The sequence below is a fragment of the Streptomyces sp. TLI_053 genome (assembly GCF_900105395.1).
Taxonomy (GTDB): domain Bacteria; phylum Actinomycetota; class Actinomycetes; order Streptomycetales; family Streptomycetaceae; genus Kitasatospora.
The window spans coordinates 7455008-7481854 of record NZ_LT629775.1 but is presented as its reverse complement, the minus strand read 5'-3'; the positions used below and the strand labels follow the sequence as shown (position 1 = coordinate 7481854).

Below are 26847 nucleotides of genomic sequence, written 5' to 3'. Positions count from 1 at the left end.
GTCACAGGCCGTAGTGCCCGAGGCCGGCGCGCTCGTCGAGGCCGAACATCAGGTTCATGTTCTGGATCGCCGACCCGGCCGCCCCCTTGACCAGGTTGTCGGTCACCGCGACGACCTTGGCGAAGCCGCGCACCGGGTCGTAGTCCACCCCGATGTGGCAGAAGTTGGAGCCGATCACCGAGGTGAGGCTCGGGTAGACGCCGTACTCCTTGGCGTTGAGCCTGCCCTTCTTGGCGAAGGTGTTGACGCGCACGAAGTGCTCGCCGGCGTAGTGCTCCCGGTAGAGGTCGAGCAGGGCGGCGCGGTCGAGGTCCGCCCGGGCCTCCGCCCGGACCGCGACGCTGGCCTGGATGTAGATGCCGCGGACGAAGTTGCCGTGGGCGGTGGTCATGTCGACCACGGGCGCGCGGCCGGCCAGCGGGGCGAGCTGGGTCTCCAGCTCGGGGGCGTGCCGGTGGCCCTCCAGGCTGTAGGGCAGCATCGAGGCGAAGGCCTCGGCGTGCATGATCTCGGTGAGCGGCTTGTTCCCGGCGCCGGAGGTGCCGTTGACCGCGGCGAGGTGGATCGCGGTGTCGAGGTCGGCGAGCCCGGAGCGCAGCAGCGGGGCGAGGCCGAGCACGGTGGTGATGGCGTAGCAGCCGGGGTTGGCCACCAGCCGGGCCCCGGCGACCCGGTCGCGGTACAGCTCGGTGACGCCGTAGACGGCCTCCGGCAGCAGCTGCGGGCTGGCGTGCTCCTCGCCGTAGACCTCGCGGTAGCGGTCGGCGTCGGCGAACCGGAAGTCGGCGCTGACGTCGACCACCTTGACGCCGCGGTCCAGGAAGTACGGCGCGGAGCGCATCGCCTCGCCCGAGGGGGTGCAGAAGAACACCACGTCGAGGTCGCCGGCCCGCTCCCGCAGCTCCTCGACGGTGGTGAAGGCGAGCCCGCTGCCGAGCAGGTTGGGGTGGACCCGTTCGAGGTCCTCGCCGCCGCGGGCGGTGGGCAGGACGGTGCCGACGCCGGGGTGGTTCAGCAGCAGGCGGCAGAGTTCGCCGCCCGCGTGCCCGGTGCCGCCGACGATGCCGATGGTGAGCGTCATTCGTGTCCTCACGGGGTGATGATGATCTTTCCGGTGGCCGGTTCGCCGGCGGCCATCAGCGCCATCGCGGCGCCGGTGCCGGCGAGGCCGAAGTGGTGGGTGACCATGGGCCGCGGGTCGACGCTGCCCTCGGCCAGCCAGCCGATGACGGCGTGGAAGTCCTCGGCGGTGGACAGCGAGGAACCGATCACCCGGACCTCCTTGCCGACCAGGGCGTTGACCGCGACGGCGGGCGGGTGGTCGAAGAAGCTGACTACGACCACGGTGCCGCCGGGCCGTACCGCCCGGACCGCCTCGTCCACCGCGCCCGGGTGGCTGGCGGCCACGAGCACCACGTCGGCGTCCGGCACGTCCGGGCCCGGGGCGGTCCCGCCGGCCAGGACGTCGAGATAGCCGTCGGCGCCGAGGGCCCGGGCACGGCGCCCCTTGTGCGGGCCGAGGTCGGAGCAGACCACGGTGCCGAAGCCGAGCCGTTTGGCGGCGACCAGGCAGCCGAGGCCGATGTTGCCCGCGCCGATGATCCGCACGGCCCGCCCGTCCGCCGGTCCGGCCAGCGCGACGGCGTGGTGGGCGATCGACAACGGCTCGACCAGCGCGCCGAGTTCCGGGTCGGTGCCGGCGGGCAGGCGGTAGGTCATGGCGGGCCGCAGCGTCACGTACTGCGCGAAGGAGCCGTCCCAGCCGAGGTCGCACAGATTGGCCTTGGCGCCGCACAGGTTGGTGCGCCCCCGGGCGCACATCGGGCAGTCGCCGCAGTGCGCGTAGGCGGCGGCGCAGACGAGCTCGCCCTCCGCGAACCCGCCGGCCGGGGTGACGACGGTGCCGCACAGTTCGTGGCCGAGCACGGTCGGCGCGGTCTTGTACGGATGGGCGCCGCGGTAGGTGGCCAGGTCGGAGCCGCAGATGCCGGTGGCGAGCACCCGGACCAGCAGCTCGCCGGGGGCGACCGGCGGCAGCGGGGTACGCCGGTGCTCGATCCGCCCGTAGTCGATCAGAACCGCGCTCTCCATCGTGTCCTGACGTGTCGTCAGCACTGGTTGGGCACCTCCTGGCCGGCCAGGGCGGCGGCCACCGAGTCGACCAGGATGCGGCCGATCCGGACCTGCGAGTCGACCGACATCGCGCCGATGTGTGGGGTGATCACCACGTTGTCCAGCTCGTGGAGCCGGTTCGGGCGACCCTCCTCGGCGACCACGTCGAGCCCGGCGCCGGCGATCCGGCCCTCGGCCAGCGCCTCGTACAGCGCGTCCTCGTCGACGACCAGGCCGCGCGAGACATTGACGAGCAGGGCGGTCGGCTTCATCGCGGCCAGCGCGGCGGCGTCGATCAGGTGGTGCGTCCGGTCGGTCAGCGGGACGGCCAGGCAGACCACGTCGGCGGCCGGCAGCAGCGTCTTCAGCGGAGCCAACTCGTAGTCGAGACGCTCCAGTTCGTGGCGGCGGTCGTCGTCGGGACGGGCCACGTCGACCAGTACCCGCATGCCGAGGGCGCGGCCGAGCGCCGCGATCCGGGAGCCGATCCGGCCGTAGCCGACCAGGCCCAGGGTCTTGCCGCCGAGTTCGGCCCCGGAGAGCGCGGCCTTGTTCCAGATCCCGGACCGCACCTGGCGGTCCGCGAGCGCCAGGTGGCGCCCGACCGTGAGCATCAGCCCGAGGGCCAGCTCGGCGACGGCCGGGGCGGAGACGGCGGGGATGTTGAAGACGGTCGCACCGGCCTTCCGGGCCGCCCCGACGTCGATGTTGTCGATCCCGGAACCGGCCCGGGCGATCACCTTGAGCCGGCCGGCCGCCGCGATGACGGAGGCGTCCAGGCGCACCCCGCTGCGCAGCACGATCACCTCCTGGTCGCGCACCAGTCGGAGGAGTTCGTCGACGGGCGGGCGCAGCGCCACGGTGACGTCGTAGCGGCGGCGCAGCTCGTCCAGCGCCCCCGGGTCGATCGGGTCGAGCACCAGGACGCGGACGCGCGGCGCCCCGGCCCGCGGCGCCAGCTCGGCCAGGGCCCGCCGGTCGAGCTTGCCGGAGGAGGTGAGCGGCAGCTCGTCCACCGGGTGGAAGCGGTTGGGGACCAGCTGCGCGGGCATGGTGGCGCGGGCGAACCGCCGCAGCGCGGCGACGTCCGGCTCCTCCGGCCCGGCCGGGACGACCAGCGCGGTCAGCAGTTCGTTGCCCGCGCCGTCCCGGACGACCAGCGCGGCCGCGTCGCGGACCTGCGGGGCGGCCCGCAGACCGGCCTCGACCTCGCCGAGTTCGACCCGGTGGCCGCGGAGCTTGACCTGCTGGTCGTTGCGGCCGAGGTAGGCGAGCCCACCGTCGGGCAGCCGGCGGGCGAGGTCGCCGGTGCGGTACATCCGGCGGCCGTCGAGGGTGCGGAAGCGCTCGGCGGTGAGTTCCGGCCGGTTCAGGTAGCCGTCGGCGACCCCCGACCCGGCCACCCACATCTCGCCGGTCGCGCCGTCCGGGACCAACCGGAGTGCGTCGTCGCGCAGTTCGATCGCCAGGTGGGGCAGCGGGCGCCCGATCGGCGAGGCGGTGCCGGCGGCCAGCTGCTCCGGGGTGAGCACCAGGTGGGTGGCGTGAACGGTGATCTCGGTGATGCCGTACATGTTGACCATGACGGGCGCCGGAGCGGGCGCGGCGGCGAGGAAGCCGCGCACCACGTCGAGGTCGACGCTCTCGCCGCCGAAGACCACGTAGCGCAGCGCGGTCGCCGGGGCGCCCGAGTCGCCGTACTCCCGGGCCAGGTGGCGGAAGGCGGACGGGACCTGGTTGAGCACCGTGATCCGCTCGTCGGCCAGCAGCCGCAGGAAGTCCTCCGGTGCCTGCGCCGTGGCGGCGGGCACCGGCACGGCGGTCGCGCCGGTCGCCCAGGCGCCCCACAGCTCCCAGACCGAGAAGTCGAAGGAGGCGGAGTGGAAGAGCGTCCAGCGGTCCCCGGTGCCGAGGTCGAACAACGGCAGGGTGGCCCGCAGCAGCTCCAGGACGTTGCCGTGGGTGACCACACAGCCCTTCGGCACGCCGGTGGAGCCGGAGGTGTAGATCACGTACGCCGGGTCGTCCGGGCCGGGTGCGGCGCCGGCCGGACCGGCGGGCCCGGCGGCCTCCGGGTCGGCGGCCTCCGGGTCGGCGGCCTCCGGGTCGATCACGGGCAGCGCGTCCAGCCCGCAGGCCGCGGCCCGGCCGGGATCCCCGACCAGGGCCGCGAGTCCGGCGTCCGCGGCCATGAAGCGGAGCCGCTCGGCCGGGTACGACGGGTCGAGCGGCACGTACGCCGCACCGGACTTCAGGATGCCGAGGATCCAGGCGGGCGCCCGGTGCGAGCGCTCCAGGAGCACGCCCACCAGGTCGCCCCGGCCCAGGCCGGCGGCCGTCAGCCGGGCGGCGACGGCCCCGGCCCGCCGGTCGAGCTCGGCGTAACCGAGCTGCTCGCCGCCGCCGGCCACCGCCGCCGCGTCGCCGCGCACGGCGGCGACGCGGGCGAACAGCTCCGGCAGCGACCGGGCGCCGGCCGGCAGGTCAGACAGCTGCATGGTTGCCACCGACCGCCATCACGTCGCCCTGGCCGACCGGCTTGTAGTAGTCGGTGGGGTGGACCTGGTCGCCGAAGTCGCCGAACATCCGGCGCAGGCGCGGCGACATCCGGTCCAGCACCTCGGCCGGCTGCTGGAGGTAGTCGTGCGGGCGGTGCCACAGGTGCCCGTAGCGCAGGATGAAGGTCTTGCGCTCCTGGACCTTGTTGGGCGCCACGGCGTGCCACAGCGAGTACGGGAAGATCAGCACGTCGCCCGGCGCGGCCTTGACCTCCAGGGCGTCGTCGGGCAGCACCCCCTGGCGCAGCGGCTCGTCGAGCTCCTCGATGTAGCAGAGCGCCGTCCGGTCGGTCGGCACCTTGCGGTGGCTGCCGGGGACGAGCAGGAAGTTGCCGCTGTCGGACTCCGTGGTGTCGGTGAAGAACACCTGCGCCTTGATCTGCAGGCTCGGGCTGCCGTGGACGAGCCGCAGCTGCTGCAGGTACTCGCCGCCGTCGGTGTGCCAGTACTCGAGCGCCTCGTCCTGGAGCGAGCGGACGAAGATCTCGGTGCCGAGCAGCTGGACGCTGCCGGCGAGCAGCGACATCATCGGGCCGACCAGCTTCGGGTGGTCGAGGAAGTAGTCCATGCCGGCGGTACGGGCCACCGCGTCGCGCACCCGGACCGTGTGGGCGCGGTCGGTGAAGCTGGCGTGGTTCTCGATGGTCCGCGCGCCGTCGGCGACCACTTCGTCGATGACGGCGAGACCGCGCTCCACCTCCTCGGGGCTGAACAGGCCCTTCAGGTGGAGGTAGCCGTTCTGCTCGTAGCTCTCGAACTGCTCGTCGGTGAGCGGCGTCCAGTCGCGCTCGACGGCGGTCTCGACGGTCGACTCGCGAATGGTCGCGATGTGCATGCCGGTGTCGTGCATGGTGTTCTCCCTCGTCGACGGGTCGGTGGGTGCGGGCGCGCCGGTCACGGGCGCAGTTCCTCGGCCCACTCGTACAGCCGGGCCTCCACCGCGTCCCACAGGGCCAGGACGTCGGGGGCGGTGTACCAGTCGGTCTTGAACATGACGTTCACGGTGACGCCGTCCTCGTCCTCGTCCCAGAAGGTCGCGATCGCGGCGTCGTGCCAGCCGTTGGAGATCCGCAGCGGCTCGGTCCGCACACCGGGGATCTCGATCTCGCCGACGCTGCGGCGCATGCCGAGCGGCCGGGCGTTGAAGGTGACGTACGGGACGGTGGCCTGCCGGCCGAGTGCCGACGGGTCCATCAGGCCGATCAGGGCGGGCCACGGCAGGTCGCTGTCGTCCAGGGTGACCAGGATCCGCTCGCGGAAGTGCCGCAGGTACTCCACCGGGTCGGGGTGCCGGCCGGGCTCGCTGGCCAGCACCGTCTTGCTGGCGAACCAGCCCACGGCGTGGGTGAGTCCGGGCAGCTCCCGGTTGGCGGTGGACAGCGTGGTGGCGACCACCGGGCGGCCCGAGCGCTCGTACAGCGCCCGGTGGAGCGCGGCGTGCATGAGGTTCAGCGCGGTCATCCGCAGCGGGCGGGCCACCGCGGCGAGGTCGCGGCACAGCTCGCCCGGCAGACGGCGGACGAAGTCCTCGTTCTCCTCGTACCGGATGCCGGTCGCGCCGCTGAACCCCTCGACCGGCATGGCCGGGATCGCGCCGACGCCGTCCAGCCGGGCGGCCAGCCGGGCGAGCGCGGCGCGCCCGGCCGGCGAGTCGACGGCGAGGTTCTGCCGGCGGACGAACTCCTGGAAGGGGAGTTCGACCGGCGGCAGCGGCGGCACCGCCGCGCCCACCTCCTGCCCGTAGAGCACGGCGAGGTCCCGGATCAGGGCGTTCAGCGACCAGCCGTCGCTCACCATGTGCTCGGTGACGAGCGCGAAGTACGTCTCCTGCGGCGAGCGCGGGAGCACCACCAGCCGCGCGACCGGCCCGTTCTCCAGGTCGAAGGGCTCGATCACGGCGTCCCGGACGGCGGTCCGGTCGGCCTGCTCGTCCGCCCCGGCGGGCAGCCGCCGGACGTCCTGCGGCTCGGCGGCGCCGACGTGCCACAGCGCCCGGTCGGTGTCGAAGCCGCTGAGCAGGGCCGGGTGCCGGCGCTGCACGGCGTGCCAGGCGCGGTTCAGCGCGGCCACGTCGAGCGTGCCGTGCAGGACCAGCGGCAGGGTGCTGTGGTGCGGGTTGAAGACGCCCCGCCCGGCGTCCTCCCGGGTCTGGCCGAGCCGGTGCCGGTGGTTCCAGGAGGCCCGCAGGGTCTCACGCATGGTTCAGCTCCCGCTCCCGGACCAGGTCGGTGAGCGCCGGGAGGTCGTCCGGCCCGCCGGCCCGGACCATCGAGGCGCCGTCGTGGGCGCGGCGCCCGCCGTCGGCCCGCAGCGGACGCAGCAGCAGCTGCGCCGGGTCGCAGACCACCTCGACCAGGGCCGGCCCGTCCTCGGCCAGCACGGCGGCGATGTCGGCGTCGAGCGTGCCGGTGTGCTGCAGCGTGCGGTACGGCAGCCGGAACGCGGTCGCGACGGCGGAGAAGTCGAGGGTCTCGGGCTCCTCCAGCTCCGGTCCCCCGACCAGCGCGGCCTGGGACTCCCGGATCGAGGCGTAGCCGCCGTTGTTCAGCACGAACACCTTGATGCCGAGCCCGTACTGGCTGATGGTGGCGAGCTCCTGGATGTTGAGCTCGATCGCGCCGTCGCCGACGATCACCAGCACCTGGGCGTCCGGCCGGGCGAAGGCCGCGCCGACCGCCATCGGCACGGCCGCGCCCATGTTGAGGAAGGCGGCCGAGGTGATCTCCCGCTGGGAGGCGGTGAACTCCAGGGTCTGGCCGGTCACGTAGTAGGCGCTGCCGGTGTCGACCACGAAGACGTGGCCGGGGCCGGTCTGCGCCTCCAGCCGGTCGACGAACCGGTAGGAGTTGATCGGGCCGTCCGGCCGCTGCTCGCCGACGGTGGGGTGGGCGGCCTTGAGCGCGGCGCACTCGGCGAGCCAGGCCTCGTGGGCGGGGGCGGCGGGTTCGGCCGCCTCCTCCTGGAGCGCCTCGACCAGCCGGCCGACGTCCATGCAGACCGGGAAGTCCACCCGGACGCCCTTCTTGGTCAGCTGCGACGGGTCGATGTCGACCGCGACGACGGTGGCGTCCGGGTCGAAGGCGTCCGCGTCCTCGCCGACGAAGGCGGTGGACAAGCTGGAGCCGAGCGAGATCACCAGGTCCGAGCGGCCCATGATCAGCCCCGGGTAGAGCCGGCCGCGGATGCCGCCCTGACCGAAGCAGAACTCCGAGTCGTAGGGCAGCAGGTCGGTGCCCAGCCGGGAGGTGACCACCGGGATCCGCAGCTTCGCCACCATGGCCTGGAACGCCTGCACGGCGTCGGCCTGCCGGACGCCCTGGCCGGCGACGATCAGCGGGCGCTCGGCGGAGCGCAGCATGGTCATCAGCTGCCGGGCGGTCTGCCGGGCGCCGGAGCCGCGCGGTTCGGCGGCGGGCGGCTCGGCCCCCTCCAGGGCGTCCGGGTCGACCAGCGCGGCCTGGACGTCCAGCGGGATGTCCAGCCAGACCGGGCCCGGGCGGCCCTCCAGGGCGTGCCGGACGGCCTCGTCCAGGTGGCGGCGGATGTCGCCGGGGCGCTCCACCACCGCGGAGTACTTGGTCATGCTGCGGGCGCTGTGCACCACGCCGAAGCCCTGGACGCCGAAGGAGCGGACGCCCTCCTCCATGTGCCGGGTCTCGACCTGGCCGGAGACCACCAGCACGGGCACGCCGTCGGCGTACGCGTCGACCAGTCCGGCCAGCGCGTTGACGGCGCCCGGGCCGCTGGTCACCAGCGCCACCCCGAGCTCGCCGGTCAGCTTGGCCGCGCCGGTGGCCATCAGCGCCGCCGCGGTCTCGTGCCGGGCGCAGATGGTGACCAGGCCGGGCCGCTGGCTGAAGGCCTGGTCGAGGTGGATGGAGCCGGTGCCGGAGAGGCTGTAGCAGGTGTGCACGCCCAGCCCGTGCAGGTAGGCGGCCGTGTAGTCGGCCACGGTGACGGTCATGCCAGCCACTGCGCCACCCGCTTCGCCACGCCCTGCGCCGTCAGGCCGTAGTGCTCGTAGAGGAACTCGGCGGGGCCGATCGGTGCGTACTCGTTCGGCACGCCGAGCTGCAGCACGGGCACCGGGTGGGTGCGGACGACGGTCTCGGCGACCGCGCCGCCGAGGCCGCCGTTGAGCACGTGGTCCTCCGCGACCACCAGGCGTCCGCTCCGGCGCGCGGCCCGTCCGATCGCCTCCGCGTCGATCGGCCGGACCGAGCCCAGGTGCAGCACGCCGGCCCGGATGCCGTCGGCCTTCAGCAGCTCGGCCGCCTCCACCAGGCGGGTGGTGAGCAGGCCGGTGCCGACCAGGGTGACGTCCTCGCCCTCGCTCAGCTGCACCGAGCCGCCGGACGCGAAGGTGTGGTCGGCCGGGAACAGCTCGGGCGTGTCCAGCTTGCTGACGATCCGGATGTAGACCGGACCCTCGATGGTCATCGCCTCGCGCAGGGCGGCCACGGTGTCGTTCGGGGTGGCCGGCGCCAGGACGGTCATCCGCGGGATCGACCGCATCCAGGCGAGGTCCTCGACGGCGTGGTGGGTGCCGCCGAGCGCGCCGTAGGCGAGGCCGCTGACGAAGCCGCAGAACACCACGTTGGCGTTGGTGTAGGCGGCGTTCTTGATCTGCTCCAGCGCCCGGGCGGTCAGGAAGCAGGAGGCCGAGTAGACGAACGGGCGCAGGCCCGCGTTGGCCAGGCCGATCGACACGCCGACCAGGTTCTGCTCGGCGATGCCGACGTCGACGAAGCGGTCGGGCAGCTCGGCCTGGAAGCCGAGCGCCGAGTGGGTCTCGGCCGAGTCGTTGTTGACGATGCAGATCCGCTCGTCGGCGCGGGCCATGTCGAGCAGGGCCGCCGAGAAGGCGGCGGCGCAGTCAGTCGTCGGTGCCATGCTCAAGCTCCCGGAGTGCCTGGTCGAGAAGGTCGGGGGTCAGTCGGCGGCTGTGCCATTCGAGGTTGCGCTCCATGAAGGAGACGCCCTTGCCCTTGACCGTGGAGGCGATCAGGCAGGTCGGCCGGCCCGGCTCGAGCGGCGCGCCGCCGAGCACGGTCAGCAGTTCCTCGACGTCGTGGCCGTCGACGACGCGCACGGCCCAGCCGAAGGAGCGCCACTTCTCGTCCAGCGGCTCCAGGGCGTTGATGTCCTCGGTGCTGGCGCCCTTCTGGGCGAGGTTGCGGTCGACGATCACGACCAGGTTCTCCAGCCCCCGCGACGCCGCCAGCATCGCGGCCTCCCAGTTGCTGCCCTCCTGGAGCTCGCCGTCGCCGGTGAGCACGAAGGTCCGGCGGCCGGAGCCCTGGACCCGGGCGGCGAGGGCCGCGCCCACGCCGAGCGAGAGGCCGTGGCCGAGCGAGCCGGTGTTGAACTCGATGCCCGGCACGCGGGTGGAGACCACCGTGCTCAGCCGCGAGTCCGCCGCGCCGTAGGTCGCCAGCTCCTCCTCGGGCAGGATGCCCCGGAGCGCGAGCACGCTGTACATGGCGGCCGAGGCGTGGGCCTTGCTGAGGATGAAGCGGTCGCGGTCCGGGTCGTCCGGGCCGCCGCGCAGCACGCCGAAGTGGAGCGCGCAGAGGATGTCCATGGCGGAGAGGTCCGCCCCGATGTGGCCGGTCCCGGCGGTGCTGACCGTGGTCAGCGCGAGTGCTCGGGCCCGTGCCGCCCGACGGCGCACCAGCGCCACGTCTTGCGACGACAAGTCTTGATCCTTTCGGTGGGTCGGGGTCGTGGTCGAGGTGGTCCCGGCGGTCAGGCCGTGAACTCCTGCCACTGGTCCAGGCGCTGGAGCGCGAAGACGTCCTTGACCCCGGCGATGCTGTCCTCCAGGTGGGCCGAGTGCCCGGTCTCGTAGATCGAGCCGAGGGCGGACCGCAGGGAGGTGATGGTGGCGCGCAGGCCCTGGTTGGCGTAGATGACGGCGGACACACCGGCCGCGCGGGCCTCGTCGGCGTGCCAGTCGGGGTAGGTGGTGGGCACCACGACGACCGGCAGCCGGTCGTCCCACTGGTCGAGGAAGGACAGCACCTCGTCCTTGGTGGCCTGCTTGGAGTGGACCAGGACGGCGTCGGCACCGGCGTCGGCGTAGACCGCGCAGCGCTTGAGCGCCTCGTCGACACCCAGTCCGCTGATCATCGCCTCGGTGCGGGCGATGACGAAGAAGTCCTCGCTGCGCTGGGACTTCTTGGCCGTCTCGATCTTGTGGGCGAAGGCGTTCACGTCGAGCAGGCTGTGGTCGGCCGCCGCGAAGCTGTTCATCTTCGGGAAGATCTTGTCCTCCATGCACACGGCGGTGATGCCGGCCTGCTCGTACTCGGCCACCATGTACGCCACGTTCATGCTGTTGCCGAAGCCGGTGTCGCAGTCGGCCACCACCGGGACGGAGAGCGCCTTCTGGATGTGCGCGGCCGCGTCCAGGTACTCGCTCATGCTGAGCAGGCTGGCGTCGGGCAGGCAGCGGGCGGCGGAGATCTCGAAGCTGGAGGCCCAGACGGCCTGGAAGCCGACCTGCTCGGCGATGACGCCGCCGAGCGCCGAGTGCGCGCCGGCGATCCGGACCAGCGGGTGCTCCGCGAGGACGCTGCGGAACGAGGGGTAGCTGTGGGGGGTGGGACTCACGTGGTGCTCCTACGTCTGGGGTGATGGTTCATTTGACGGTTCGTCGGACACGCCGGCCGGCGGGGCGTCCCGGACGAAGGCCCACAGGGCGATCAGGCCGCAGATCACGAACACTCCGGCCAGCAGCAGCCAGCCCGCGGCGCCCATGCCGAGCGGCAGCATGACCACCAGCGCGGGCCCGAAGAACTGCTGGAGCCCCCGGCCGAGCCCGAACACGCCCTGGTACTCGCCCATCCGGCCCTCGGGCGGCAGGGTGAAGGACAGTCCCCAGCCGCCGGCGGACTGCGCGAGTTCGCCCAGGGTCATCAGGACCGTGCCGGCGAACAGCAGGACGACGGCCAGTGGGGTGTCGGCGGCGCCGGACCCGGCGAACAGGCAGCAGGCCAGCGCCATCAGCAGGCCCGCCCGCAGCAGCAGGCGACCGGAGCCGGACACGGTGTCCGAGCCCTTGCCCGCGGCGACCTGGAGCAGCACCACCAGCACGGTGTTGACCACCGTCAGGGCCGCCACCAGGGCGCCCGGCGCACTGGTGCGGTTGACGATCCACAGCGGTACGCCCACCGCGAGCACCGGCTGGAACAGCTCCAGGATCCCGGAGAGCGCGGTGGCCAGCAGGAACCGGCGGTCGCGGAAGGCCTCCCAGGAGCGCCCCGCGGTGGCCGGGACCACCTCCGGTCCGTCCGGCCGCAGGCCCAACGCCATGATGGCACACAGCAGTTGGAGGGCCACGTTGACCGCGATCACGAGCAGGAAGGCGATCCGCGAATCCGTCGCCAGCGCGGCCCCGGCCAGGCCGGCGCCGGCCGTGAAGCCGAGATTGAACAGGCTGCGCATCCTCGCCCGGACCCCCGCGGAGCGGGCGGAGCCGAACAGGGCGTGGGTCAGGGCCGCGCGCAGCGGGCTGCCGACAGTCTCGCACACCGCTATCGCGCAGGCCACGGCCGTGAACGCGGGCACGCCCTCGACGAAGGCGTAGCCGACGAACAGCACCGCGAGCAGACCGTAACTGGCCGCCAGCGGCCGGCGCGCGCCGAACCGGTCGGCGACCCGCCCGCCCGGGACGGTGGCGAGGAACCCGCACAGCCCGGCCGCCGACATGGCCACCGAGACGCTCTCGGCGGACAGCCCGACGGTCCTGGTGAAGAAGATGGCACTGGAGGTCAGGAAGAGGCCGGTGCCGAGCGACTGGGTGAGCGTGAGCACACCCATGCGGCGCTCGGCCCCGGGCGCCGGGACGAGTTCCCTCAGGAACCCGGCGGCGGCCGAGCCGATGGTAGGCATGAGTCATCCAGGGGGTGGTTCGCGGAGGTGGGCACGTCCGGGGCGTGGTTCGCGGGGGTGGACGCGACCGGGGCCGGGCCGCGGCCCTCCGAACCCGGCGGTCCGGGCAGTCCGGGCGGTCCGGGCGGCGCCGACGGCCCACCGGGCGTCCCCGGACGGGACGCCTCAGACGTGGTCGAGCAGGTCCCGGGCGGTGCGTCTGACCGGCCGGCCGTCGACGTCGAACTCGTAGGCCAGCAGGGCGACCGCCTGCTCCACCAGCGCGGTCATGCCCCGGTGGTCGGCGGCCGAGCCGCACAGCATGTCGAGCAGGGTGGTGGAGGTCCCGGCGGCCAGCTCGGTGCCGGGCCGCACCGCGAGCCGGTACGACTCGACCCCGGGCAGCGCCCGGACGGCGGCCTGGCCGTCGACCCGGGTCAGCCGGCCGCCCCCGGTGGGGCCGGGGGTGTAGTACTGGAAGTGCACCCGGTCCGGACGGGCCGGGAGCGGCCCGGGCTCGCGTCCGAGCGCCAACTCACCGGCCAGCGCGACCAGATCGAGCCCGACGGACCGTCCGGCCAGATCGGTCTGGTCCCCGCCGAGGCGGCCGTTGACCTCGATCAGCCGGGGCCCGGCGGCCGTCAGCTTGATCTCGGTGTGCACCAGACCGTGCGTGACCCCGAGCGCCCGGAGCGCCCGGTCGGCCAGCCCGACCACCTCCGCCTCCGGCCCGGGGGCCAGCTGCGAGGGCCAGAACTGCCCGGACTCCCGGAACGGCGGCGCCAGCGGCAGCTTTCCGGTGACGGCGAAGTGGCGGATCCCGGCGGGTGTGACGGCACTCTCCACCGACACGTAGTCCCCGAACGGCGCGCAGTCCGCGCCCCGCAGGAACTCCTCGACCACCAGCGCCGGTTCGGACCGCAGGAACTCCTCGACCACGGCGGCGCCGCGGTCCGGATCCGTCACCAGGACGGTGTTCCGGCTGCCCTCCCCGCGGACCGGCTTGACCACGGCGGGCAGGCCCACCTCGGTCAGCGCGGCGCGCCAGCCCTCGGCGTCGGTGAGCAGCGCGCTGCGCACACTGTCCACCCCCGCCTCCCGCAGCCGTCGGCGCTGCGCCGCCTTGTCGGTCAACACCCGGACGGTCTCCGGGGTGTTGAACGGCAGGCCGAGCAGTCCGGCGAGCCGGGCGGTGTCGGCGAGCATCCGTTCGCTGAACGTCAGGATGCCCGCGGCCCCGTACTCGCGCAGCCGGGCGGCGGCGGCCCCGTCACCTTCGGCCAGCGTGACGACGCCCGCGCAGTTCTCCTCGAACAGCGGGCCGACCTGCCGGGCGTGGTCGGAGTCGGCCAGCGCGACCAGTACCGGAGCCGTGCGCCCCAGGGCGATCACCTCGCGCGGCGAGGCCGAGCCCTGGTCGTAGACGACGACGATGGCCATCGCTCAGGCGCGATCGAAGAGTCGTGGGTCCTCGACGGCCTCGGCGAGCTGCCGGAGGGTGCTGCGGCGCAGCACCGCCGACCGGGGCATGTCCAGACCGGACTCGATGGCCCGGGTGGAAATCGCGAGGGCCAGCAGGGAATCCCCGCCGAGATCGAAGAAATCGGCGTCCAGGTCGTCGACCGGCGTGCCGAGGACTTCTTCCCAAATAATTCTGAGTGTTTCCGTGGTGCTGGTGTCGGACATACCAGGCCTCTCCCCGTCGGCGTGCATCCGTGAATCGATTATTGGAGCAGGGTTGCGGAACTGTCAATTCCGGGAAAACAGCCGGTTAACCGGAGCCGGTGCCGGAATTCCTGCGGGCAGGGCGAATCACGGCACCGCCCCGGAAATGGAATTCCCGGCGGAACCGCCCCCCTGCGGCCGGTTTCCCGGCGGAATCAGCCGGCGGCCACCGCGACCGCCGTCCGTGCCGCTCCGGCCGGGACCGCCGCCCCGGCCGCACCCTCCGGGACCGCCGCCCCGGCCGCACCGCCCGCGGTGCGCAGGTACTCGATCAGGTCGGCGATGGAGATCAGCGCCAGGCCGTGCCGGCCGGCGAACTCGCGCAGCTCCGGCAGTCTGGCCATGGCACCGTCGGCCATCGCGATCTCGCAGATCGCCGCCGCCGGACGCAGGCCGGCCAGCCGGCACAGGTCCACCCCGGCCTCGGTGTGACCGGCCCGCGCCGGCACACCGCCGTCGACCGCCCGCAGCGGAAAGACGTGGCCCGGGCGCACCAGCTCGGCCGGGCGGGTGCCCGGCTCGGCCAGCAGCCGCAGGGTCAGCGCCCGGTCGGCCGCCGAGATGCCGGTGCTGATGCCGGCCGCGGCGTCGACCGAGACGGTGAAGGCGGTGCGGTGGTGCTCGGTGTTTTCACGGACCATCTGGTCCAGTTCCAGCCGGTCGAGGTCGGCGCCGGTCATCGGGGCGCAGAGCAGTCCGCGGCATTCGGTCATGGCGAAGGCGACCAGCTCGGTGGTGGCGAGCTCGGCGGCGAAGACCAGGTCGCCCTCGTTCTCGCGGCTCTCGTCGTCGACGACGACGACCGCCCGGCCGGCCGCGATCTGCGCGACCGCGTACTCGACGGAGTCGAACGGCTGCTCGGTGTCGCCGGCCGCGTACGAGGTCGCGTCGGCGGTGGTCGTGCCCGTGGTGTGGCCCATCGGAACTCTCCTCGCGCTCGGGGCGCGGACTTCCGGGGCTGCTGGAGCATGGGCGTGCAGGGGCGGTCGTCGACCGCATTCCGGTGGAAGCGGCCCGCGACCGACCGGCCGACGGGAATCCCCCCGGCCGTCGGAAAAACCTGCCCGCCGCGCACTGCCTCCCTTCCGGACTTTAACCGTCGGTCCAGGAGTTTCACCTGGTCAACCGGCCGCTGGCGGCGGACGGGTCGCGGACTGTAACCGCCGGTTCGGAATTTCACCGACCCCGGAGTGCGCAAACGTCTTGAACAACGCCCGTCAACCTCGCACACTTGCCGCGATCTTGACAAGACGTCGGTGAACGGGTGGAGCCGTGGGCTGCATCACACGCCGAACCGGGGGTTCCCGACCCCGCCGTTCGGCGGGCATTGCCAATGCCGTCCGAGCGTGCTTAAGATCCGGACCGCCGATGCCTACCCACGAGTAGTGACCCCCGTTCGACCTGCGTCGAACCACTGGGGACGGGGTCCGAGGGGCGGGCGTTCGGCACTCCGGCGGGGGCCGGAGTCTCGCCGCCCGCGTTCCGGGGGCGGCATTGCGAAACGGGGGCAAGACGTTCATGCACGATCCTTCGAGGAGTCCGGGGCGCTCCGCCGTGTCCGTCGGCGACGAACCCGGCGCAGGCGCGGCCGGGCCGGCGAACGACCTCGGCGCAGCCGTTCCGACGGCCGTCCCGGTCTCCGAACCCGTCTCCGCAGGCACCTTGTTGACGCCGGGTCAGGTGGTGCTGCGGCGGGAGATCCTCGACGGACGGGTCTGGCTGAGCCACCCCGTCCGGGTCGTCGCCCACGAACCCGACCTGCTCGCCGTGTACCTGGCCCACGACACCCGGCTCTCCTTCGGCGAGGGCGAGTTCAGCTGGGGACCGCACGGCTGGAGCACCGTCGCCGACCGCTGGCGCAGCCCCGGTGTCCTGCAGCTGCAGCGCCCCGGCGAGGCCTACGCCGTCTGGGCCTTCCGCGACCCGGAGACCGACGAGCTCTCCGGCTGGTACGTCAACTTCCAGGACCCGTACCGGATCACCGACGAGGGCGTCGACACCCTCGACCACGAGCTCGACCTCTGGATCCCGGCCGACGGCGGCCCGTACCGCTGGAAGGACGTCGAGGCCTTCGAGGAGCGCGCCCGCACCGGCGGCTTCACTCCCGAACAGGCCGCCGCCGTCCGTGCCGAGGCCGCGGCGCTCGCCGCCCGGATCGACCGCGGCGACACCTGGTGGACCGAGCGGTGGACGCACTGGCGACCCGCCGCGCAGTGGACCGCTCCCCCTCCCCCGGCCTGAGCCGACCCCCCGCCGTCCGGGCGGTCCACCCGACCGACCGGCCCGTCGGGGCGCCACCCGTGCCCCGGCGGCGCGACCGCACGGCGCCACCCGCACCGCGGCACCCCCGTGCCCGCGGCGGCCCGCACCGCGGCAGTCGCACCGCAGCAGCCGACACCGCTGCACCACCGCAGTACCGCACCGCAGCACCACAGCACCGCGAAAGGAACGACCGATGCGCATAGCCCTGGTGACCTCCCCCGGCTCCGTCGAGATCCGCGAGACCCCGCGCCCCGAGATCGGCGAGGACGACGTGCTCGTCCGGATCGCCGCCTGCGGGCTGTGCACCATGGAGGCCAAGCTCTACACCGGCGCCATGCCCGTCTACCCCGTGGCCGCCGGCCACGAGGTCTCCGGCCGGGTCGAGCAGGTAGGTGCGCGCGCCGCCGCACTGGAGGACGCCCCCGCCGTCGGCGATCTGGTCACCGTGGACCTGCTGACCCGCTGCGGCACCTGCCGCCACTGCCGCTCCGGCAACAGCGCCATCTGCGCCTCGCCGCAGGGCAGTCTGCTGCCGGACGGCAGCATCAGCATGGGCGCCGGGCTCGCCGAGTACGTGCGGGTGCCGGCCGCCCACGCCTGGCCGGTCGGCGACGCCGACCCGCTGCACGCCGCCATGGGCGAGCCGCTGGCCTGCGTGGTGCACTCGTTCCGGCGCGGCTCCTTCCAGCCCGGCGACCGGGTCGCGGTGATCGGCGGCGGCTTCATGGGCCGACTGCACCTGCTGCTCGCCCAGCACCACCAGGCCCGCTCGGTCACCGTGGTCGAGACCGACGGCACCCGCCGCACCGCGGCCCTGGCGGCCGGCGCCGACCACGCCGTGACGCCCGAGGAGCTCGCGGAACTCCCCAAGGCCGACGTGGTGTTCGTCACCATCGCCTCCCGCGAGGCGATCGCCGCCGGCTTCCGCGCCGCGGCCGACGGCGCCCGGCTGGTCCTCTTCGGCGGCTCCCACGACACCCCCGACGCCGTCCTGCCCGGCTACGAGGTGCACCGCCGCCAGCTCACCGTCACCGGCTCGTACAGCCAGGAGCCCGCCGACTGGCGTGCCGCCGCCGCCCTGCTGCGCGGCGGAGCTCTCGCCGCCGGCCTGGCCCCGCTGGTCACCTCCCGCCACGAACTGGCCGACACCGGCGAGGCGCTGACCGAGAGCTCCGGCTCCCCGGTGTTCCGGGTCTTCGTCGAACCCCGCTGACTCCGCACCCCCACACCCTCCTGACACCCCGTCGGGCGCCCGCCAGGCGTCGGACACCCACCCGCACCCGCACCACCAGGAGACCCCCATGAGCACCACCCCCGACGCCACCCGCCCCACCCTGCGGATCGGCGCCCAGCTCCACCCCCAGCACTGCGACCTGGTCGACCTGCGGGCCGCCTGGCGTGCCGCCGACGAGCTCGGCGTCGACTCGCTGTGGACGTGGGACCACTTCATGCCGCAGACCGGCGACCAGAACGGCCGCCACTACGAGTGCTGGTCGCTGATGGCCGCGATGGCCGTCGAGACCAGCCGGGCCACCATCGGCACCCTGGTGACCTGCACCGCCTACCGCAACCCGCACCTGCTCGCCGACCAGGCCCGCACCGTCGACCTGCTCAGCGGCGGCCGGGTCGTCCTCGGCGTCGGCGCCGGCTGGTTCGAGCAGGAGCACCGCGAGTACGGCTACCCCTTCCCCGGCCCCGGCGGCCGGATCGACGCCTTCGAGGAGGCCGTCACCGCGATCCGCGACCGCCTCACCAAGCTCAACCCCGCGCCCGCCGGCCCGCTGCCGATCCTCATCGGCGGCGGCGGCGAGAAGCGCACCCTCCAGGCCGTCGCCCGCTACGCCGACCTGTGGAACTGGTACGGCTGGGACTCCACCGACCCGGTCGCCGAGTTCGCCCGCCGCAGCGGAGTGCTCGACGACTGGTGCGCCAAGGTCGGCCGCGACCCGCGCGAGATCGGCCGCACCGTGATGATCGACGCCCCGCAGACCGGCCTGGCCGAGGCGTTCGCGGCGGCCGGCGCCACCGAGATCATCGTCTCCGTCCCCGGCCCGTTCGACCTCGCCCCGGTCCGCGAACTGCTCGCGCTGCGCGACGGCCTGGCCGGCCGATGACCGGATCCGGGCAGCCGGGCGGGCGTCCCGGCGCCGGGTTCCACGGCCTGATGGCCGCCCTGCTGGCGTCCAGCGCCGGGATCGGACTGGTCTTCCCGCTGACCAGCATCTACATCAGCGACCGGCTCGGGCTGGGCGGAACCGGCGCCGGCACCTACTTCGTGGCGATGGCGGCCGCCGGGTGCGCCGCCGCGGTCCTCGGCGGCCCCCGGGCCGACCGGGGCAGCGCGGCGGCGGTCGGCGCGGTCGGCACCACCTCGCTGGTGCTCTCGTACGCGCTGCTCGGCGCGGCGGGCGGCAGCCTGCCCGTGACGGCCTCCGGCCTGCTCGCGGGCGTCGGCTACGGCCTGCAGTACGCGGCGATCACCGGGGTGGTCACCGCCCTGGTCCCGGCCGCGCAGCAACGCCGTGCCTTCGTGCTGCGCCATGTGATGACCAACGCGGGCATGGGCCTCGGTGCCACCGGTGGCGGGCTGCTGCTCGCCGCCGGGCACCCGGCGGGCACCCTGCCCTGGCTGTACGAGGCGGCGGCCGCCGCCTCGGTACCGCTCGCCGTGCTCTTCCTCCTGGTCCACCGGCGCCGCCCGGCCGTGCCCGCGGTGCCCGGCGTGCCCGGCGTGCCCGACGTGCCCGGCGGCGTCGCTCCGGACCGGGAACCGGACCCGCCGGGCTACCGGGCACTGCTGCGCAGCCGTCCGATCGCCCTGCTGATGCTCGCCCAGGCGCTCTTCGCGACCGCCGGATTCACCCAGATCGAGGCGACCGTCCCGCTGCTGCTGCACCACGGCATGGGCATCGGCCTGGCCGGCGTCAGCGCCGTCACCGCCGGCAACGCCCTCGTCCTGCTGCTGCTCCAGCGCCCCGTCGCCCGGCGCCTCGAGGGGCTGGCCGAGGAGGCCGCCCTGATCGCGGCGCCACTGCTGTGGTGCGCCGCGTTCGGCGCCGGCGCCCTCGCCACGGCGACCGACGGCGCCGCCAGGACCGCCCTGCTGGCCGGCTTCGCCGCGCTGTTCGCGATCGGCGAGATCGCCTACTCCTCGGCGTTCTTTCCGCTGCTGGTACGGTTCTCGGGCCCCGCCTCGCTCGGCCGGGGCAGTGCGCTGTCCTCGCTGGCCTGGAGCACGGGGACGGCCGTCGGGCCACCGCTGGGCATCGCGGTCGTGACGGCCACCGGCACCGGCACGGGCTGGCTCGCGCTCGCCGCGGGCGCCGCGGCGGTCCTGGCCGTCACCCTCCTGCTGCGCCACGCGGCCCGATGAGGAGCGCACCGAGCCGGCCGCAGCCCGGCGCCAGAACCACCCACCCTGCGTACGGGGAGACGAACGGAGCTTCCGTGTCAGAGCTGAAGACCGCCCACCGGACACCGTCGGCACCGGCCACCACCCCGGTGTCCCGGACCGACGCCCCCGGCCGGTCCGCACGGACCACCGGCCGGCTGGCGACGGTACTGCCGCCGCTGGTGTTCGGCCTCCTCCTGGTGGGCACCTGGGACCTCGTCACCCGGACCAAGGCCGTCTCGGCGTTCTTCCTGCCCTCCCCCGGCACCGTCGCCCGGGCCTTCGTGGACGCGATCACGGACGGCGGACTGCTCGGCTACGCCTGGCAGACCGTCGTGGAGAGCGCCGCCGGCAGCGGCCTGGGCATCGCGGCGGCCCTGCCGCTCGGCTACCTGATGGCCCGCAGCACCGTCGCCGCCCGCGCCCTGCAGCCCTACCTCGCCGCCTCCCAGGCCGTACCGGCGGTGGCGCTCGCGCCGCTGCTCGCCCTGTGGATCGGCTACGGGCTGCTGCCGATCGCCATCCTCTGCGCGCTGCTGGTGTTCTTCCCGATGCTGGTCAACACCATGCTCGGCCTGCGCGAGCTCGACCGCGAGGTGCTCAACGCCGCCCGGGTCGACGGGGTGGGCCGGTGGGGCATGCTGCGCCACATCGAGTTCCCGCTGGCGCTGCCGAGCATCCTCGCCGGGGTGCGCACCGGGTGCACGCTCTCCATCACCGGCGCGGTGGTCGGCGAGTTCGTGATGGGCGGCGAGGGCCTCGGCCAGTTGCTGGCCGTCCAGCGCGGCCAGGCCGACTCCACCGGCCTGTTCGTCTCGCTGCTGACCCTCACCCTGCTGGCCGCCGCCACCTACGGAGCCGTCCGGCTGGTCGAGCTGACCGTGGACCGCTGAGCACGGGCTCCCCGCTCCTCCCGCTCCCTGCCCGTTCCCGTTCCCGTCGGCTCTCCCGCACCCTGCCTTTCCCCGTGCCCGTGCCCGTACTCGCGCCCGTACCCGTCGAAATCCCTACGAACAAGGACTGTCGCATGCCCAAGACCACCGCCCGCGCCGCCGGGGCGCTCGCCCTCCTCCTCGCGGGCAGCGCCACGCTCTCGGCCTGCGCCTCCGACCCGACCGCCGCCGAGTCCTCGGACGGCAAGACCGGCGGCGCCGTCACCGTCGGCCTCACCTACATCCCGAACATCCAGTTCGCCCCCTTCTACGTGGCGGAGAGCAAGGGCTTCTACAAGGAGGCCGGACTCAAGGTGACACTTCGTCACCACAGCTTCACCGACGACCTGTTCGGCGCCATGACGGCCGGCCAGGAGGACGTGGTCTACGCCGGCGGCGACGAGATGCTGCAGGCCCGGGCCAAGGACGTGCCGGTGGTGGACATCGCCACCCTGTACCACACCTACCCGGTCGCGATGCTGGTGCCGCAGGACTCCCCGATCCGCACCATCGCGGACCTGCGCGGTCACAGCGTCGGCACCCCCGGCCCCTACGGCGAGACCTACTTCGGTCTGCTGGCCCAGCTGAAGGCCGGCGGACTGACCACCAAGGACGTCGACGTCCAGCACATCGGCTTCACCCAGCAGGCCGCCCTGGTCGGCAAGAAGGTCGACGCCGTGATGGGCTACCTCAACAACGACGCCGTCCAGTTCCAGCAGGCCGGCCTGGCCGTCCGCGCCGTCGAGGGCACCGGCGACGCCTCGGCCCTGCCCCTGGTCGCGGCGGGCCTCGGCGCCACCAGGACCACCCTGGACAAGCGCGGCGACGACATCCGCAAGTTCGTGGCGGCCACGCTGCGCGGCGTGCAGTACACCGTCGACCACCCGGACGAGGCGGTGACCCTCAGCAAGAGCTACATCCCGGGCATGAACGACCAGAAGCAGCAGGACTCCGCGCTCGCCGTCCTGCGGGCCACCGCCCCGCTGATGCAGCCGCCCGCCACCGGGAAGCCGGGCCTCAACGACCCGGCCACCTGGGACCGGATGGCCGCGTTCATGCAGGAGCAGGGCCTGATCGAGAAGCCCGCCGCCCCGGCCGAGGCCTTCAGCAACGAGTACCTCCCGTAAGCTGCGGGCGCTTCGGACGCAGTGGGGGCCGGCCGGGTCCGGCCCCCACCCTCGGCCCCCGGTCAGCGGCGGCCGAGGGAGCGGTACGTCCAGCCGGCCGCGCGCCACGCCTGCGGGTCCAGCACGTTGCGGCCGTCGACGACGGCCCGGACGGCGACCTCCTCGCCCAGGGCCACCGGGTCGAGCTCCACGAACTCCCGCCACTCGGTCAGCAGCAGCACCACCTCGGCCCCGCGGGCGGCCGCCGCGGCCGAGGCCGCGTAGGACAGCTCGGGGAAGGCCTTGCGGGCGTTGTCCAGGGCCGCCGGGTCGTACACCGAGACCTGCCCGCCCTCGCGCGCGACCGCCGCCGCGACGCCGAGCGCGGGCGAGTCGCGGATGTCGTCCGACTCGGGCTTGAAGGCGGCGCCGAGCACGGCGACCTTCCGTCCGGCGAAGGACCCGGCCACCAGCTCCCGGGCGTGGTCGACCGCGCGGGTGCGGCGGCGCAGGTTGATCGCGTCCACCTGCCGCAGGAACTCCAGCGACTCGCCCGCGCCCAACTCCTCGGCGCGGGCCACGAACGCCCGGATGTCCTTGGGCAGACAGCCGCCGCCGAAACCGAGTCCGGCGGCGAGGAAGCGCCGGCCGATCCGCTCGTCGTGGCCGAGCGCCTCGGCCAGCCGCACCACGTCGGCTCCGGCCGCCTCGCACACCTCGGCGATCGCGTTGATGTACGAGATCTTGGTCGCCAGGAAGGCGTTCGCGGCCGTCTTGACCAGCTCGGCGGTGGCGTAGTCGGTGACGACGGTCGGAATGTCGCCCAGCGGTCCGTACAGGTCTCGCAGCAGGCCCTCGGCGCGTCCGGGGCGCACCCCGAGCACGATCCGGTCGGGCGACAGGGTGTCCTCCACCGCGTGGCCCTCCCGCAGGAACTCGGGGTTCCAGGCGAGTTCGGCGGCCTCCCCGGCGGGCGCCAGTGCGGCGATCCGGGCGGCCAGCCGCTCGGCCGTGCCGACCGGGACGGTGGACTTGCCGACGACCAGGCAGGGCCGGTCCAGGTGCGGGGCCAGGGCCGTTACGGCGGCGTCGAGTTGGGAGAGATCGGCGGCCCCGGAGTCCTTGCGCTGTGGCGTGCCGAGGCAGAGGAAGTGCAGGTCGCCGAAGGCGGCGGCCTCCTGCGGGTCGGTGCCGAAGCGCAGCCGCCCGGCGGCCAGGTTGCGGCGCAGCAGCTCCCCCAACCCCTGCTCGTGGATGGGCAGTTCACCCTGATTGAGGGAGCGGACCCGGTCCTCGTCGATGTCGGTTCCGAGGACGTCGTGGCCGAGTTCGGCCATGCAGGCGGCGTGGGTGATGCCGAGGTAGCCGCTGCCGATCACCGTCAGGCGGTGGCGCACGGTCGGTCTCCTGTCGTTGTGGGGGTGCGTGGCATTGCCGGACGGGGCAGGGAGACCGGCCGGCGGAGGGACCGGCCGGGGAACGGAGGGGCGGCCGGGGGGAGACGGCGAGGTCAGTCGACGGCCCGGGTCAGCCGGCGCACGGGCCGGACGGCGAGCAGCGCGAGCGCGCAGCCCAGCCCGACCACGGCGCCGAGGAACAGCAGCCGGTGCACGCCGACCAGGCCGCTGACCGGACCGGCCACCGCCTGACCGAGCGGCACGGCCAGGATGGAACCGGCGATCTCGTAGGCCGCGACCCGGTTCAGCTTGTCCTCCGGAATCCGGGTCTGCACCGAGGTCGCCCACTGGACGCCCCAGAACGCCCACCCGATGCCACTGACCAGGTAGCCCGCCATCAGCAGCGGCACCGGCGGCACCAGCGCGGCGGACAGCGGCATCAGCGGGAAGAGCAGCATCGCCACCGCCCCGCCGAACAGCGGCCGGGCCGGGCGCAGCCGGATCGCGACCAGGCCGCCGAGCACGCAGCCGACGCCGAAGGCGCTCTCCGCCCAGCCGAAGGCCGCCTTGCCGTGGGCGTCGATGATGGAGACCGCGCCGACCGGTGTGATCGGGCCCCAGACCGCGACGCCGAGGACCCACCAGATCAGGATCACCGACCACAGCCAGGAGCGGGAGCGGAACTCCGTCCAGCCCTCGCGCAGGTTCTGCAGGGTCGAGGCGCTGCGGTCGGGCTCGACGTGGGGCAGTCGCAGGGCCGTCAGGCAGAGCCCGCTGACCACGAAGGTGATCGCCGTCGCGGCGAAGACCGAGGCCGGGGAGACCACGGCGACCAGGGTGCCGGCGAGGGCCGGGCCGGCCATCGTGGCGACGCCCTGGCTGACCCGCAGCACGCCGTTGGCCTGCTGCGGGTCGGTGGCGACCTGGGGCACGAGGCTGGTCAGCCCCGGCTGGAACATCGCGGTGGCGAGCCCGCCGAGCACCGACGCGAGGACCAGCAGCCACAGCGGCGGGTGGCCGAGCCAGAGGCAGAGCGCCAGACCGGCCTGGATCGCGCAGCGCGCCCCGTCGGCGGCGATCATCTGCGGCCGGGGGTGGAACCGGTCGGCGAACACCCCGCCGAACACCACGAACAGGGCGAACGCCCCCATCCAGGCGCCCAGCGCGACGCCGACGGCGCCCACCCCGAAGCCGAGCGAGAGCATCGCCACGGCCGTCGCGACGGGGATCATGGTGTCGCCCAGCACCGCCATGGTGCGGGCGGTGAAGTAGAACCCGAAGTTGCGGGTCCACAGGCGGGCCGGCGGGGCGGGCGGCGCGGCCAGGGTCGCGGCCATGGGGCTCCTTCGAGGGAGGTTCGGACGTCCGCCGGGGCGGGCGGGTGCTCGGGGACGGGCGGGTGCGCTGCTTCGAGGGGCGGCGTGCGCGGGGAGGCTGCTTGTGTCGGGAGGCTGCGTGTGTCGGGAGGCTGCGGGTCGGGAGGCTGCGGGTCGGGAGGCTGCGTGCGTCGGCGCCGGTGTCGGCGCCGGTTCAGAGCGCGAGTTCGACCCCGTACGCGCGCAGCCAGGCGTCAGTCTGCAGGGCGGTCTCGAGCGCGGCCCGGCCGACCCCCTTCACCAGGGCGTCCGCGCCGTCCCGGGCCACCGCCGCCCGGAGCCCGGGCGCGAGCAGCGGAGCGACCGGGCTGTCCGGGTCCAGCACGACCCCGGCCAGCCGCTCCCGCAGCACCCGGTCGTAGCCGGCGTCCCGCAGGTTGGGGTAGGGCGTCTTGATCCGCATCGCCACCGGTTCGGGCAGCAGGTCCTTCATCGCCGCCCGCAGCAGGCTCTTCTCCCGGCCGTCGAACGCCTTCATCTCCCAGGGGATGTTGAAGGTGTACTCGACCAGCCGGGGGTCGGCGAACGGCACCCGGATGTCGAGCCCGGCCGCGCTGCCGAGGCGGTCCAGCCGGTCGAACAGCACCCGGGTGTGGCGGGTGTGCGCGAGGTAGGTGACCTCGCGGTAACGGGCCTCGACCGGGTCGGCGAGCGCGTCGGCGGCGGCGAGTTCGGCGACGGCGTCCCGGTGGCAGTCCTCCTCGTAGCCGGCCAGGTCGAGCTTGCCGAGCAGTCCGGCGTCGAAGACGACGTCGGTGCCGAGGAAGCGCGGACGGCCCTCCGCCACCCACGGGAAGGTCGGCCGGGCGATCCACTCGGGCAGCCGGTTCCAGTTGTAGCCGCCGAAGACGTCGTCGCCGCACTCGCCGGACAGCGCGACGGCGGCGTGCCGGCGCGCCTCGCCGAACAGCAGCCGCAGCGAGGCGTACTGGTCGCCCTTGTTGATCGGGATGTCGTAGGCGGCGAGCACCGAGGCGCGCAGCGCGGGGTCGAGCAGGTCCAGGCCGGCGAGCGAGATCTCACCGTGCTCGGTGCCGGCGTGCTCGGCCATCAGCCGGGCGTAGTGGTGGTCCTCGTTGCCCTGCGCCGCCACGCCGTCGGCGCCCGGCTCCTGGTCGTTGACGGCGAGCGAGCGGATCGGACCGCGGCCCTGGCGGTGGGCGAGGTCGGCGGCCAGCGCGGTGAGGGTGCTGGAGTCGAGGCCGCCGGAGAGCAGCGAGAGGGGCAGTTCCTCGCCGTCCAGGTGCGGGGCGACGGCGTCCTCCAGCAGCGTGCGGACGGTGTCGACGGTGGTGGCCAGGTCGTCGGAGTGGCCGGCGACCCGCAACTGCCAGTAGCGGCGCTCGGTCGCGCCCGTGCGGCCGACCCGCAGCAGCGCGCCGGGCAGGACCTCGCGCAGGCCGCGGAAGATCGCGTGGCCCGGGACCCGGGCGACGGAGAGGATGTCCCGCAGGCCGTCGGCGTCGAGGACGCGCCGGAAGCCGGGGTGGGCGAGCACGGCCTTGGGCTCGGAGCCGAACAGCACGCCGTCCGGGGTGGCCGCCCAGAAGAGCGGCTTGACGCCCATCCGGTCGCGGACCAGCAGCAGTTCCTCCCGGCGCGGGTCCCAGAGGGCGAGCGCGTAGCTGCCCTCGATCCGGGTGACGAAGTCCTCGCCCCAGGCCAGGTACGCCTGGAGCACGGCCTCGGCCTCGCCGCCGGTGACGGCGCGGTGCCCGGCGGCGGTGAGGCGGTCGCGCAGCGCGCGGGCGTTGGTGAGATGGCCGGCGAAGGAGAGCACGGCGAGCGGGCCGGTGTCGCCGGGGGCGGTGACCGGCTGGGGGTGCGGGTCGCGGGCGGTGCGGCGGTGCCCGAGGGCGGCGTGCGCGGAGCTCCACAGCCCCTCGCCGTCGGGCCCGCGCCCGGCCAGTGCGGTGGTCATGGCCCGGACGACGTCCTGCCCGTCCGCGGGATCCGCGGGGTCGTGGGAGGGGGTGGCGTGGGAGAAGTCGACCCAGCCGGCTATGGCGGACATGCGGTACTCCAGGGGTGGGCGGTGGCGGGCTCGTTGCGCTGGCGGCAGCGTGCGGGGAGGGGACGCGGTGGGGGCGGGGCGGGGCGGGGTGGCCGGCGG

The 26847-nt window shown here is 74.1% G+C and carries 21 protein-coding genes, 1 pseudogene and 1 riboswitch; of the genes and pseudogenes, 6 read left to right on the top strand and 16 right to left on the bottom strand.

Annotated elements, in window-relative coordinates; all coding sequences use genetic code 11:
* Position 1: 1 nt before the first annotated feature.
* The 13 genes and pseudogenes from argC to ribB form a co-directional block, all read right to left on the bottom strand.
* Entirely contained in the window at positions 2–1093 is a 1092-nt protein-coding gene (gene argC, locus BLU95_RS31325; protein ID WP_231977917.1) for an N-acetyl-gamma-glutamyl-phosphate reductase, read from the bottom strand.
* Positions 1090–2115, bottom strand: coding sequence for a zinc-dependent alcohol dehydrogenase (locus tag BLU95_RS31320; protein WP_093862933.1), 1026 nt, complete (start codon positions 2113–2115; stop codon positions 1090–1092). Before BLU95_RS31320 ends, argC begins: the two co-directional genes overlap by 4 nt.
* Positions 2109–4610: an amino acid adenylation domain-containing protein gene (locus BLU95_RS31315; RefSeq protein WP_093862932.1), complete on the bottom strand. Its 2502-nt coding sequence runs from the start codon at positions 4608–4610 to the stop codon at positions 2109–2111. The genes BLU95_RS31320 and BLU95_RS31315 overlap by 7 nt, the downstream gene beginning before the upstream one ends.
* Positions 4597–5568: a phytanoyl-CoA dioxygenase family protein gene (locus BLU95_RS31310; RefSeq protein ID WP_093862931.1), complete on the bottom strand. Its 972-nt coding sequence runs from the start codon at positions 5566–5568 to the stop codon at positions 4597–4599. The genes BLU95_RS31315 and BLU95_RS31310 overlap by 14 nt, the downstream gene beginning before the upstream one ends.
* Positions 5565–6869, bottom strand: coding sequence for a condensation domain-containing protein (locus BLU95_RS31305; RefSeq protein ID WP_093862930.1), 1305 nt, complete (start codon positions 6867–6869; stop codon positions 5565–5567). Before BLU95_RS31305 ends, BLU95_RS31310 begins: the two co-directional genes overlap by 4 nt.
* Positions 6862–8634: a thiamine pyrophosphate-binding protein gene (locus BLU95_RS31300; RefSeq protein ID WP_093862929.1), complete on the bottom strand. Its 1773-nt coding sequence runs from the start codon at positions 8632–8634 to the stop codon at positions 6862–6864. The genes BLU95_RS31305 and BLU95_RS31300 overlap by 8 nt, the downstream gene beginning before the upstream one ends.
* Complete coding sequence (locus BLU95_RS31295) at positions 8631–9563, bottom strand: transketolase family protein (protein ID WP_093862928.1); 933 nt, start codon at positions 9561–9563, stop codon at positions 8631–8633. The genes BLU95_RS31300 and BLU95_RS31295 overlap by 4 nt, the downstream gene beginning before the upstream one ends.
* Positions 9547–10368: a transketolase gene (locus tag BLU95_RS31290; RefSeq protein ID WP_037849208.1), complete on the bottom strand. Its 822-nt coding sequence runs from the start codon at positions 10366–10368 to the stop codon at positions 9547–9549. Before BLU95_RS31290 ends, BLU95_RS31295 begins: the two co-directional genes overlap by 17 nt.
* 50 nt (positions 10369–10418) lie before the next feature.
* Positions 10419–11285, bottom strand: a complete 867-nt coding sequence (locus tag BLU95_RS31285; RefSeq protein WP_093862927.1) for an isocitrate lyase/phosphoenolpyruvate mutase family protein — start codon at positions 11283–11285, stop codon at positions 10419–10421.
* A 9-nt stretch (positions 11286–11294) separates the two neighbouring features.
* Complete coding sequence (locus BLU95_RS31280) at positions 11295–12566, bottom strand: MFS transporter (protein ID WP_093862926.1); 1272 nt, start codon at positions 12564–12566, stop codon at positions 11295–11297.
* Positions 12567–12731: 165 nt separating this feature from the next.
* On the bottom strand, positions 12732–13985 hold the full coding sequence (locus BLU95_RS31275) for an ATP-grasp domain-containing protein (protein WP_093862925.1): 1254 nt from the start codon (positions 13983–13985) through the stop codon (positions 12732–12734).
* 3 nt (positions 13986–13988) lie between these two features.
* Positions 13989–14231, bottom strand: a complete 243-nt coding sequence (locus BLU95_RS31270; protein ID WP_231977916.1) for a phosphopantetheine-binding protein — start codon at positions 14229–14231, stop codon at positions 13989–13991.
* Positions 14232–14521: 290 nt separating this feature from the next.
* Positions 14522–15190: pseudogene (gene ribB, locus BLU95_RS31265) on the bottom strand (3,4-dihydroxy-2-butanone-4-phosphate synthase); the annotation flags it as partial.
* Positions 15191–15337: 147 nt separating this feature from the next.
* A riboswitch (FMN riboswitch) is annotated at positions 15338–15468 on the bottom strand.
* Positions 15469–15824: 356 nt separating this feature from the next.
* On the opposite strand from ribB, the gene BLU95_RS31260 reads away from it, so the two are divergent.
* The 6 genes from BLU95_RS31260 (at position 15825) to BLU95_RS31235 (ending at position 21982) form a co-directional block, all read left to right on the top strand.
* Positions 15825–16511, top strand: coding sequence for a ribonuclease FAU-1 family protein (locus BLU95_RS31260; protein WP_231977915.1), 687 nt, complete (start codon positions 15825–15827; stop codon positions 16509–16511).
* A 214-nt stretch (positions 16512–16725) separates the two neighbouring features.
* Positions 16726–17745, top strand: coding sequence for a zinc-dependent alcohol dehydrogenase (locus BLU95_RS31255; RefSeq protein WP_093862921.1), 1020 nt, complete (start codon positions 16726–16728; stop codon positions 17743–17745).
* Between the two features lie 88 nt (positions 17746–17833).
* On the top strand, positions 17834–18646 hold the full coding sequence (locus BLU95_RS31250) for an LLM class F420-dependent oxidoreductase (RefSeq protein WP_093862920.1): 813 nt from the start codon (positions 17834–17836) through the stop codon (positions 18644–18646).
* A complete protein-coding gene (locus BLU95_RS31245) occupies positions 18643–19905 on the top strand; it encodes an MFS transporter (RefSeq protein WP_093862919.1) in 1263 nt (420 codons plus the stop codon). The genes BLU95_RS31250 and BLU95_RS31245 overlap by 4 nt, the downstream gene beginning before the upstream one ends.
* A 326-nt stretch (positions 19906–20231) precedes the next feature.
* On the top strand, positions 20232–20816 hold the full coding sequence (locus tag BLU95_RS31240; RefSeq protein WP_286158662.1) for an ABC transporter permease: 585 nt from the start codon (positions 20232–20234) through the stop codon (positions 20814–20816).
* Positions 20817–20950: 134 nt separating this feature from the next.
* On the top strand, positions 20951–21982 hold the full coding sequence (locus tag BLU95_RS31235; protein WP_093862917.1) for an ABC transporter substrate-binding protein: 1032 nt from the start codon (positions 20951–20953) through the stop codon (positions 21980–21982).
* 62 nt (positions 21983–22044) lie between these two features.
* Here BLU95_RS31235 and BLU95_RS31230 read toward each other — a convergent pair whose 3' ends face one another.
* The 3 genes from BLU95_RS31230 to asnB all read right to left on the bottom strand — a co-directional run bounded on the left by BLU95_RS31230 (position 22045) and on the right by asnB (position 26748).
* On the bottom strand, positions 22045–23358 hold the full coding sequence (locus BLU95_RS31230) for a UDP-glucose dehydrogenase family protein (RefSeq protein ID WP_093862916.1): 1314 nt from the start codon (positions 23356–23358) through the stop codon (positions 22045–22047).
* 113 nt (positions 23359–23471) lie between these two features.
* Positions 23472–24695: an MFS transporter gene (locus BLU95_RS31225; protein ID WP_093862915.1), complete on the bottom strand. Its 1224-nt coding sequence runs from the start codon at positions 24693–24695 to the stop codon at positions 23472–23474.
* 193 nt (positions 24696–24888) lie between these two features.
* Positions 24889–26748: an asparagine synthase (glutamine-hydrolyzing) gene (gene asnB / locus BLU95_RS31220; RefSeq protein WP_093862914.1), complete on the bottom strand. Its 1860-nt coding sequence runs from the start codon at positions 26746–26748 to the stop codon at positions 24889–24891.
* Between the last annotated feature and the right edge of the window lie 99 nt (positions 26749–26847).